The organism is Endozoicomonas sp. ISHI1 (assembly GCF_024606225.1).
Lineage (GTDB): Bacteria > Pseudomonadota > Gammaproteobacteria > Pseudomonadales > Endozoicomonadaceae > Endozoicomonas_A.
This window is the reverse complement of the sequence record NZ_JAGRPU010000007.1, coordinates 136,790-149,156: the sequence shown is the minus strand read 5'-3', so window position 1 is coordinate 149,156 and position 12,367 is coordinate 136,790. Positions and strand designations below refer to the sequence as shown.

The 12,367-nt window shown below is 47.5% G+C and carries 2 protein-coding genes; both read right to left on the bottom strand.

The window, feature by feature from the left end:
* Positions 1-50: 50 nt before the first annotated feature.
* The gene (locus KBW69_RS07040) at positions 51-6,278 is read right to left on the bottom strand and encodes a hypothetical protein (protein ID WP_257280437.1); all 6,228 of its coding nucleotides are present in this window, start codon (positions 6,276-6,278) and stop codon (positions 51-53) included.
* A gap of 177 nt (positions 6,279-6,455) precedes the next feature.
* Positions 6,456-12,335, bottom strand: a complete 5,880-nt coding sequence (locus tag KBW69_RS07035) for a hypothetical protein (protein ID WP_257280436.1) — start codon at positions 12,333-12,335, stop codon at positions 6,456-6,458.
* Between the last annotated feature and the right edge of the window lie 32 nt (positions 12,336-12,367).

Below are 12,367 nucleotides of genomic sequence, written 5' to 3'. Positions count from 1 at the left end.
GCTTTTGGTTAATCGCTCATGGCTGTTCCGGCAAGCTGAAATGTCTGGCGTCATTGTTGTCTTGAGGCTGTAGGTGGAAAGCTTGATTGATGGTAATTTCTCTTGTCATGACCGTGAACTTTCTGATCATCGCCCTTCTGCCATTCGTAAAAGGCTCCAAGAGTGTAGAAGTAAGGAATACTTTCTGCATGGGAGAACGACCATTTAGGCACATTTTCCCTGAAGTATTTCTCCCAGCCATTCGCAAACATCTTCATGGTGCGATCACGGCGTTCACGGAACTGCAGGTAATTTTCGTTCCGCGTCCAGCCAGGCATCGTGTGGTTTGCTCTAACACGGTTGGCATAGTCTGTATCGGTTTCACTGAAGCGTTGAGGTGTAGCGATAGCCGTACGTTTCACATAGTCATCTTCCGTTTCACCCACGCCTCTCCAGCGGTTGATCTTGTCAAGACTCCGGCCCAGGGGGCCGCCCAGCCACTGAGTGAGTATCTTGTTGTCGTTCATGAAAAAGTCGAAAGTGAGGCTTGTTGTCAGAGCCAATCCGAAGGTTTGTGCGTAGGTAAACCCGGATAAAAGACCGTGGGCGTATGCTCCGACCGTAGCTACCGGACCCATCACCAGTCCGGCTGTGGCAGAGGCCAGGGTTTTCACTTTTTCTGGTGTGACCTTATGCAGTAGCGGTACCTGAACACCTTGTCCGGAAGCCATGGATTTCACGATGTCGGGCACCAGACGGGAAATGCTGCGATACATCCGGGGGTTGGCATTGAACTGTCTGTTAAACAGCAAAGAGCCGGTTCTCAGCAGAATAACAGAGGAAGCGGCCCTGCCCAATGGCATGGCCAGCCCGCCCAGTTCAGTGATTTTTTCAATGCCGGTGTGGTAGGTATATTGAGCAGATCGGTCAAGATCGACACCAGAGCGTTCCAGCCAGTGCTGGAAAGGTGTGAGCATTCTGTGCGTGTAATCACCCCGGTTGGTCAGGTCCAGAAGATAGAGGAACGCCATGTTTGAGAGAGACAGTCTGAGAGCTTCCGGGGCGGTCTGGGCCACCAGAAGGGGCTTGTAGCTCGAGAAGTACCAGGTGACCGCCTGTACCAGGAAGGCTGAAGGCTTGATCCAATAATCATTGAGCTGCTGCTCAACCGCTGCGGCATGAGCCTGCATCAATGTGTCATGGATAGCCTTGATCAGCTCTGATTCAGACACGCCAACGGCATTGGCATAAGGTGTCAGGGTATCCTGAACATTGGTCAGAAATGCTGCCGTCTTGCGGCCGTTTTCAAAGGCAATATCGTCAAGAACGTAGTTGGCGATGACCGCCGCTGAGAACTCTTTCATGCCGACAATAGATTCTTGCATGCCCGCCGGACCAGTGGCAGTCACGGGGACAAACATAAAGGCACTCTGCATAAATTCCTCAGCGCCCTTGTCGGACAGCATATGGACAACGGCACTGAAGTGAATCACATTAACGCCGTGTCTGTAGCCAAGGAAGTGTTCAAACTCTTCCACTGGCTGATAACCATCGGCACCCCTGATGGCTTTCATGTAGTTTTGAAGTTCAACCTTACTGATCAGACCGTCTCGCAGCAAAGCGATGATCTTGTTACCATTGCCAGAACCGGCAGTGAAGTATTTCTGGAAAGTTGTCAGATCCTTTGATTCATGTTCGACGAAATGAATGGCTCTTTTGCCCATACCGCGTATTTCACCGTCGTATTGTTGAGCCCCGGTTGCCATCTCATTCCTGGCCCTGTACACCAGCTCCTGAACTTTTTTCAGGACATTCAGAGGCCGATCTTCCGTTGGCTCGAAAGGGCTGGGTGGGAAGGTCGTCTTCAGGCTCTTGAATACTTTCACAATCCGAATGGCCTGATCAAAGGTCAGATTGTCTCCAACCATTGCCTGCAAGAGAATCGGTGCAAATTCATCTTTAAAATCGAAAGTCGAAAAGAATGGTGTCGTAAGGAACGGTTCTGCATTACCGCTTTCTGCTGCTAATTCTGTCAGACCGATGGCTGCTTCCAGGGCTTGTTGCTTGAGAGGGTGTTGCTGTGTGAAGGCGTTCATAGCGGCCTGAACTTTTGTCTGTCTCGGTGTGTACTGGAAGGGATCATCGTTATTTTCGACAACTTTCTCTGCAATCCTCAGGTTATCCTTCATTCTCTCAATGCAGGCTTTCCTGATTTCAATCTCACCTTCCAGGCTGGCCTGTTCCTGATTCAGTTGCCGGATCTTGCCGACACTACCACCATCCCAGACCAGTTGTACCCGTTTGTATCTAAGGGCATTAATCCGGTCTTCAAGGGTGTCAGTAGAGTCTGGCTTAAGACCCGCGGCTTCCTCAGTGGCTTCAAGAAGCGCGTCATGATCCGCCAAGTCCTGTTTTGCTTTGGAAACAGCTTCACTTTTACGTCTCAGGGCTAAAGCCAGCTGAGCCATTTCGTACCTAGGTACTGCTTCAGACGGCCCAACGGTGATTCTAAAATCGATCATTTCCCGTTCTTTACGAACCAGATTCGTTCGTGCATGATCCTCCTGAGCCCTTGCATCGTTTACATCCATCACTTTCTTGTCATGCACACGCAGGAATTTCCTGACCTGAATGTACTCTTTCGTGGCAAAACGCTGTTTACCCCGGACTTCATGGGTTTCGTCCTGATCATGACTCTCTGAATAGGCTTTATTGGCAATAAAGTGATCAGCTTCTTCCAGTAAACCGAGGTCACCATTTATCTGAATATTCAGTGCTTTTGTGGCTTTCCCAAGGACTTCATCCCGTTTTTCTGCGCTGCATGTCCGCAGGAAATGTTTGATGTCGTCTACTCGATCTTTAAAGGTTTGCTCATCACCTGCAGCCAGACCCAACTCGTTCTGAAGTTGTTTAATGCCCTGTTTGAGAGGTGTTTCCTCTTCATCCGAAGTATGTTGGAGGTCCGCACGGCTCACCAAAAATGCCACCTGCTTGTCACGAAGCGTGTTCAGCTTGCGTTGAACACCTGTCAGCTCACTTTCAGCTTCTTCTATTGCCCGCCTGACAGTGACTACCTCACGATCATAGACGTATCGGGGTTTAGGGCCCAGGCGGGCCATTTGTCTGTCAAGCTCATTTTCAATGGCCGTAATATGCCCGTCAACGTCAGCAAAACCTGTTTTTAAAACTTCTTCATCCAACCGTTGAAGTTTTTTGTTAATGAGAATGTTTTGGTCTTCGATGGTGGCGTCATCTTTATAGTCCTGAATGTTGAGTTGATGAGCTATCTCATTGTTTCTGATTCTTTTGACATCTTCATTGCCACAGACTTCCTCTACTTCTTCCATTAATGCCCAAATTTGGTTGTAAAGAACATACTTGTTGTCAGACAGGGGGGCATCGTTTTCAAATTTTACCCCCAGATCATTGGCCAGCCTGGCAAGAAAAGCCCCGCCTCTTTCTTTTGCCTTATATCTTACAATGGAGTAGATCTGCAGCTCTTCCTCTATATCTTTAAGCAACTCTGTATTTTGTCTTATGACTTGCCCATCCGCATCTTCGACATAAAAGGTAAGACGCCTCTGAAGCTTCTCGTATTTTACTGCCCATTTTTGGCTCGCAGCTGTGATGTCTTCTTTCCAGAGAGTTTGTCCTATCGTATCCAGCATGGATTCTGAGACTTCATTGTTGTCAAATTTTGTACGAATCCTGCCAAGTCTTGTTGCTTTGTCATCACCTTCATTGACATTGATCTCGAGTATTTTTTCTACGGTTTTCAGTATCTCCAGCGCTTCTCTCTCTACTCGCAGTCTGGTTTTTATGAGGTATGTCTGAATTTCTTTAGAAATGGCTTCACGACGGTAATACACATCGTCCTCTCCATTTAAGTCATCAATCTTCAGGACTTTTTCCACAGCAGCCAGTTTCTCAAGTACTTCAGGTCTGGCTTTGGGGTGGTCTGGTGTTCTGATGTCTTCCAGCTCTTCTTCCAGCTCTTTAAGTTTGTAGAGCTTGTAATAGACTGTTGATTCCAGGGTGGCACGGTCTTCCAGTAGGGTGTTTTCACGTAGATCAATACCAAGAACCGCTGCCACAGCCCTTTTTCTGGTCCTGGTGTAAGAATTCTCTATTTCGCGCTGATCGTCCATTTTATACAGTTGCTGACGCATAAGTTGCTCTTGAGCACTCATTGTCTTAATTTTTTGAATCAGTTGTTCTTCTTGAGCATCAATATCTGCATTGCTATCAACACCCTGAGGGTTTAAATGAGCGGCAATGGTTGCATAGCGGGCTTTGATTGCAGCGTCTGTTCTGGTGCTTTGTTGCTGAAGATGCGTTTGAACGGACCGAAAGCGGGCACCCAGATCATTTTCATTATCTGGAATAATACCGATTTGACCTTCAATAACGGCCAGATTTGTTTTTACAGTGTCTTCCTCAGGCAGTCCCGGTGCGGCAACGGCTGTTAAGATTTCATTAAGTCTCTCCCGGGTGCGTGTGGCTTGTTCTTCTGGTGGCAGGGTATCATCCCAGTCATCTATGCTAAGCATTGTTGCTCTTTCAGAATTGTAAACCTTTCTGGCATCACGAAGTTGTTGTGCCAGGGCTGGAATTCGTTTGCTTTCCTGCTGAAGTGCCTGTTCCCGGTTTTCCAGCGCTTCCATTTCGGCACGAAGCTTTAAAAGCTCATCCCCGATTCGTTGGCTTATTTGTTGTGCTTTGAGTTTTTCCTCTTCACTGGTAACCTCTGCACCCGTTGTGTGCTGCAACTTATTTCTAATCTGGAGGATTATGGCTTCTTTTGTCTGTAGCTCCTCCAGGCTTTTATACATTTCAGGCAGCTGCCTGGTCATGTCGCTAATCACTTTGGCAGAAAACTCTTCGTCGACCCCGGGAGGACCGACCTGCGTTTCGCTGATAATGTTGACAACAGAACTTAACGTCCGAATAAAGCGTTGATTAGTCAGAAGATTTCTAATTACGGGTTTGAAGCCGAAGTGTTTTTCGAGTTGAAACTGTAACCAGGCTGGTGTGATGACAGACCAGGCAGCTTTGATGTGTGCAAATGTGAATTCAAATTGATAGGCATTATCCGGAGTAGCACTGGTCAATGCCTGCCGGAGATATTCATAGTATGCAAGCCTCGCCAGTGGATAGGTTTTAAATTCAGTTTTGTACTGTTCGTAATGTGCCGCTGATTCCTCCAGCAGTGCCATCTGCCTGCTGCGAATAACGTACTGATAGATCATGGTATCGTAGCTATTAACCTGTGTTTTTAGTGCATCAACGGGGTAATTACTCTCAGCTTTTTCCAGGAATTTATGGAGGTTTTCTATAAAGGCGATATCGTTCGGATACTGCATATGACCATGGAAAACAATAACCTCCCCCGGAGCTTCGGTTACTTCCAGCTTTGGATAGCCCACAGGCACGGAGTAAGCCCGCGTGTCATCTTCGACGTGTACAACATATCCAATGGGTTTGCTGTGTTTTAACAGTTCATTAAGCGCCTGCTGTTGTAAATCCTTTCTCAGGACATGAACCTGAAAATAGGCAGAGGTGGCTGCTGCCAGGAGAGCCTCATCATTGACGAAAAGTGATTGACCCAGACGTTTCAGTTCAGGAGGCTGATCCCCCCCGGAGATGAGACGCATGAAGGTACGCCCATCCACTTCAGCTTGTTCTATTTCAATGGTGGCAAGGGCAACATAGTGATCACGGGTCCCGAGTTTTCCTGCTCTTTCATTAGCACCTTCGAGCACCTCGTTCAGTTGTGCGGGTCTGGCGATTTTTGTCAACGGTTCCAGTGGTTCGGTGCTATCCATTTGATCAAGCACAGCCTCAACCGAATCCTGATCGGTCATTCCGGCCCTGACTTCAATGATCAGTTTTTCTTCTTCAAGGTTATGGGTGAACCTGAAGACGTCCTCATCACCCACCTTCAGGATTTTGGTGTATTTCTGAGCAACGTCATTCTCGTCCGTTTCAAACAGATCAACAATGGAAACGTCGGCGTCGATGCCGGAAAGAATGTCTGTGAAAGAAGGAATGAAATATGCACTGAATCGAGTCCGATCAGGGTAGGTAGTGGTAAAGGATTTAGGTATTGGCTGCTGGTCATCGTCTAAAGTTGGCTTGACTATGACCTCACTCCGGATCAGCTCCGCTTGCGCATTGTCCTGAATACCGACAAATTTTGTCTGAAGTCTGCGATTGGCCAGAGCCTGTGTACCAATGATGGAAGAACAGACTGCAATGGCCACTGCAAGGCTTAATGCGTTGGGGCGAGAATGTGTCATTCTACTTCCTCGGAATTGAGTGCTTTTATTGCCGTGAAAAGCGATTGCTACAGTAGACGAGGAAGCGACTTTTATTCGCTCATGGCTGTCAATCGCTCATGGCTGTTGCGATAAGCTGTTGAGAGAATTTAGTTCACAGTGGCAAAAGTTCAACGCCAGTAAAATTGAGTTGTTTTTTCAGGGAGGGGTTTCCTCTGGCGCTGCAATCCTTGACTCGAAGAATCTACCCAGAGCGTAAGAATAAGGAATACTTTCTGCGTGGGAGAATGACCATTTAGGTACATTGTCCCTGAAGTATTTCTCCCAGCCATGCTCGTACAGCTTCATGGTGCGATCACGTCGTTCGCGGAACTGAAGATAATTCTCGTTTCGTGTCCAGCCATGCATCTCGATCCGCGTCCAGCCATTTATCATGTTGTTTGTTTTAATACGGTTGGCATACTCTTCGTCCGTTTCACTGAAGTGTTGAGGCGTAGCAATGGCAGTACGTTTCACATAGTCAGATGCCATTTCACCTGCGCCTCTCCAACGATTAATTCTGTCAAGACTGCGGCCCAGAGGTCCTCCCAGCCATTGAGTGAGCATCTTGTTGTCGTTCATGAAGAAGTCGAAAGTGAGACTCGATGCCAGAGCGAATCCGAAGGTTTGAGCATAGGTAAAACCGGATAAAAGACCGTGGGCGTATGCTCCGACCGTGGCGACCGGACCCAGCACCAGACCTGCTGTGGCAGAGGCCAGTATTTTCACTTTTTCTGGTGTGATCCTGTGCAGCAGCGGTACCTGAACCCCTTGTCCGGAAGCTATGGATTTTAGTATTTCGGGAACCAGACGAACAATGCTGCGATACATCTGAGGGTTGGCGTTGTACTGTCTGGTAAACAGCATAGAGCCGGTTCTCAGCAGAATGACTGAGGAAGCGACCCTGCCCAATGGCATCGCCAGCCCGCCCACTTCAGAGATCTGTTCAATGCCGCTGTGGTAGGCATGTTGGCCAGTTCTGCCAGGATCAACACCGTAGCGTTCCAGCCAGTGCTGGAAAGGTATGAGCATCCTGTGCGTGTAATCACCCCTGTTAGTCAGATCCAGAAGATAGAGGTACGCTATGTTTGAGAGGGTCAGTCTGGCAGCCTCCAGAACGGTCCGGGTCACCAGAAGAGGTTTGTAGCTGGAGAAGTACAAGGTGACAGCCTGTACCAGAAAGGCTGAAGGTTTGATCCAGTATTTAATCAGTTGCTGCTCAACCGCTGCGGCATGAGTCTGCATCAATGTGTCATGGATAGCCTTGATCAGCTCTGATTCAGACACGCCAACGGCATTGGCATAAGGTGTCAGGGTATCCTGAACATTAGTCAGGAATGCTACGGTCTTGCGGCCGTTTTCAAAGGCGACATCGTCAAGAACGTAGTTGGCGATGACCACAGCTGCATACTCTTTCATGCCGGCAACAGACGCCTTCATACCCGCCGGGCCAGTGGTGGTCACAGTCACAGGTGCAAAGGCACTCTGCATGAATTCCTCAGCACTCTTTTCGGACAGCCCATGGACAACGCCTCTGAAGTGGATTAACTTGATGCCACGTCTGTAGCCAAGGAGGTGTTCAAATTCTTCTACTGGCTCATAACCATCGACACTTCTGACGGCCTTTATGTAGTTCTCAAGTTCAACCTTGCTGATCAGACCTTCACGCAGCAGAGTGATGATCTTGTGACCACTGGCAGAATGGGCAGCGAAGTATTCCGAAAAGCTTTTCAGCTCCTTTGGTTCACACTCGACGAAATGAATGGCTGTTTTGCCCATGCCGCGAATTTCATCGTCGTATTGTTGAGCCCCGTTTTGCAGCTCGCGCCTGGCCCTGACCACAAGCTCATGGACTTTTTTAGGGACATTGAGAGGCTGATCTTTTCCAGGGTTGAGAGGGGGCGGGAAGGTCGTTTTCAGACTTTTGAAAACTTCCACAATCCGACTGGCCTGATCAAGCGTCAGCCCGTCTCCGATCGATACAATCAGGCGAAGCGGTTGAAGTTCATCGGCAAAACCTAAAGCCGGAAAGTAGGGTATTAGCCCACCGCGTTTTTCCGCTAATTCTGCCAGACCCATTGCGGCTTCCAGAGCTTGTTTCTTGAGAGAGTGCTGCTGCATGAAGTCATGGATATCGGTCAGGACTTTTATCTGCCTGGGTGTGAATTGGGAGGGAGCGACATCATTTTCGACGGCTTCCTCTGCTGCCTTCAAGACTTCCCTTATTCTCTCAATGTTTGCTTTCCTGGGTTCAAGCTCATCTTCCAGACGGGCCTGCTCCTGAATCAGTTGCCGGATCTCACCGCCGGTACCATCATGACCACCCAGTTGTACCTGTCTGTTTCTCAGGATATCAAGTCGTCGTCTAAAGGTGTCAGAAGTGTCTGGTTTAAGGTCCACGGCTTCTTCAGTGGTACCAAGAAACGCTACATTGTAATTCGTCAGAGCATCTTCTGCTTTTGATACAGCTTCACATTTCTGCTTCAGGATTAAACTCAGCTCAACCATTTCGTGCTTATGTAGGGTTTTAGCCTCCTCATCGATGCCTCCAAAATCAATAATCTTCTGTTGTTTACGATCCAGATTCTCTTGTGCATCCCTCTGTTCAGACATTGCATTGATCACGTCCATAAATTTCTTGTGGTGCTCACGCAGGAATTCTGTGATCTGAGTGTACTTTTTTCTGGCTAAAGGCAGTTCACCCAATGCTTCCTCAAGGGTACCGGTTTCGTCCGGACCATGATTTTTTTTATGGCTTGTAACTGAAAAAAAGTAATCATTTTTTTGCAGTGAACTGAGGTCATCTTCTTTTATATGGATATCCAGATCTGCTCTGGCTCCGGGTGTCTCAATGATTTCATCTCTTTTTTCTGTACTGTGTTCCCGCAGGAAATGTCTGATGTCCTCTAATCGCTCTTCAGACGTTTGTTCGTCACCTGCAGCCAGACCAAAGCCGGTCTGAAGTTGTTTCATTAGCCGATTGAGAGTTGCGTCGTCTTGATCCGGGAGGTGTTGGAGATCACTGCGTTTTCCCGCAAATAATACGTGTTTGCCACTAATTGTCTTAAGTTCACGGTAAACCTCTTTCAGTCCGTTTTCAGCATTTTCCAATGCTCGTCTGGCATTGGCTAGCTCACGATCAAGAACGTATCGGGGTCTGGGGCCCAGACGAGTCAATTGCCTGTCAAGCTCGTTCTCAATGGCTGCAATGCGCTCATTAACGTCAGGCTGACCTGTATTGATAACTAAATCGTCCAGCTGCAGGAGTTTTTTTTCAATCAAACTGTTCTGGTCGTTGATAATGGCATCTTCTCTATAATCCTCAATGTTGAGTTGATGAGCCACTGCATTGTTCCAGGATCTTCTGGCAGCTTCATCGTCATAAGCTGTATTTGATTCTTCGATTAATTCCAGAACTCTGGCTCTCAGGATATCCTTCTGATCAGACAGGTTGTTATCCTGCTCAAGTGCTACATTCAGGTCTTTGGCCAGTTTGACAGTGAAAGCTCTGCCGCTTTCTCTGGCAGCAACGTTTTCATCAGGGTTGATGCTTAGCTCGTCCTCAACAGCTCTAAGCAGAATTGTCTGTTGTTCCCTGGCGTGCTTGTCCAGGTAGGCATCTTCGACTTTATAGATAAGAGTCGCACGAATCTTGTTGTATTTGAGATCTTTCTTGTTCAGAGCTTTGCTGTCTTCTTTCCAGAGGGTTTGATCTATCTGATCCAGCAATTGCTCTGAGACATCATGATCGGCAAGTAGGGTATGAACCCGGGCAAGTCTTGCTGCATTGTCATCCCATTCGTCGAATTTGATGTTAAGAATCTTTTCTACGGCTTCGAGCACAGCGGACTGTTGTTCTCTGGCTTGCATGTCCGGGTCAGAGCCTTCGACTTTATCGTGAAGGTTTGCAAGAAGCATAATGAGTTTGTGTTCCTTCTCGTCCTGAGTTTTGCTTTCATATTGCCAGCGGATGTTATCGATTCGATTCAGTACCGCATCCAGTATCTTTTCTGAGAGAGGATTGCGGTTAAGTGTTATAAAAACTCTGGTGAGTCTTGTTGTTTTGTCATCCTCTTCATTGACTCTGATGTCAAGTACTACTTCTACGTCATCCAGTATGTCCAGAGCCTCGTTCTCTGCCAGCTGTCTGGCATCTCTGATGTATTCCTGCATGTTTTCAGAAATGCCCCGGCGACGGAGATACACGTCGTCGTTTTCATCAAGGTCATGCATCTTAAGGGCTTTTTCTACGGCACTCAGCGTCTCAAGGACTTCGGGCATGGGTTTGGGGTTGCTTTGTGTTCTGATGTCTTGCCGTTCTTGTTTCGAATCTGCAAGGCTGTCGAACCTGTTATGAATCTGTGCAAGTTCATCCACACAATACTGTGCTTGTCCTGATATTTTCTGCTTTTTCTGACCACTTGGAATGACTGATACTATTGTTCGTTCTGTTAATGTTCGTTCTGTTAATTCCTTTTGATCGTTGAGTTTGGCCTCTGTTGCCCTTAGTGCTTGCAACTCATTTTCCATCTCAATGAGCTGTCCGGCAAATCTGCCAGCGACTTTGGAAGCAAAGCCTTCCTCTTCACTAAAAGGATCGTCAAAATAATCGTTAGAAAATACGCTGATATCGGACCTGATTATTTCATGAATATTCTGAATGAAATCCCGGTTAGTCAGAAGATTTCCAAGTACGGGTTTGAAGCTGAAACGTTTTACGAGTTGGATATGCATCCAGGTCGGCGTGATGAATGACGAAACGAATCTGACGTGTGGCATTGTGAATTTAAATTCGTCTGCTCCATCCGAAACAGCACAGGTCAATGTCTGCTGGAGATATTCATAGTATGCAAGCGTCACCAGTTTGCCATGGTATAAAAGCGACGTATGTTCACTTTTGACAATTCCATTATTGTGCTCTGCAGCTAACCCTTCGAGCTGTGCCATCTGCCTGCTTCGAATGATGTACTGGTAGCTTTTGACCCTGTCTTTTTTAACCTGTATTGTTTCCCGGGGGCGAGGGCTGTTGTAGAACTCTTCCATCCAGACGTCATAGATACCTTCAATAAAAGCGATATCGGTCGGATTCTGCTTCTGACCGCGGAAAACAATAATCTCCCCCGGAGTCTCAGTCACTTCCAGTTTTGGATAACCTGCAGGCACAGGGTATGCCTGCGTGTCATCCTCAACGTATACGACATAGCCGACGGGCTTATGGCAGGACAACAGTTTATTCAGAGTTTCCTGTTGTAAATCTTCACCCAGAAGATGAACCCGGGCGTAGGCAGAGGTGGCTGCTGCTAAAAGCACCTCATCATTGACAAAGAGCGATTGACCCAGACGTTGCAGTTCAGGAGGCTGATCGCCTGCTGCGATAAGACGCATGAAGGTGCGCCCATTCACTTCAACTTTGTCTACTTCAATAGTGGCAAGGGCAACATAGTGATCAACTTCGCCAAGACTTCCTGCTCTTTCATTCGCACCCTTCAGCACTCCGACCAGAAGTTCAGGGTTGGCAACTTTCGTAAACGGTTCTAATGGTTGGATATCATCTGATTGAGCACGAACAGCTGAAATTGAGCTCTGATCGGTCATTCCTTTTCTGACTTCAATGACCAGTTTCGTTTCTGCAAGATCATGGGTGAACTTGAAGATTCCCTCATTACCGACCTTGAGAACTTTGGTGTATTTCTGAGCAATTTCATTATCGTCTGTTGCAAATAGATCAACACTGGAAACGCCACCCTCGATGCCGGAAAGAACGTCTGTGAAGCCTTCAGAAGGAACGTCATAGCCCGCTCTGACTTCAGTCTGGTCCGGGTATGTGGTGGTAAAGGATCCGGGTATTGGCTGCTGGTCATCACCTGAAGTTGGCTTAACTATAACCTCACTCCGGGTAAACTCCTTATGTCCATTGTCCCGAATATCGAAAGATTTTATCTGCAGCCTGCGATCGGCCAGTGCCTGTGTGACAATGATGGAAGAGCTGATGGCAATGGCTACGGCAAGGCTTAATGCATTGGGACGAAATTTTCTCATTCTACTACCCCGGAGCTGACTATTTTTATTGC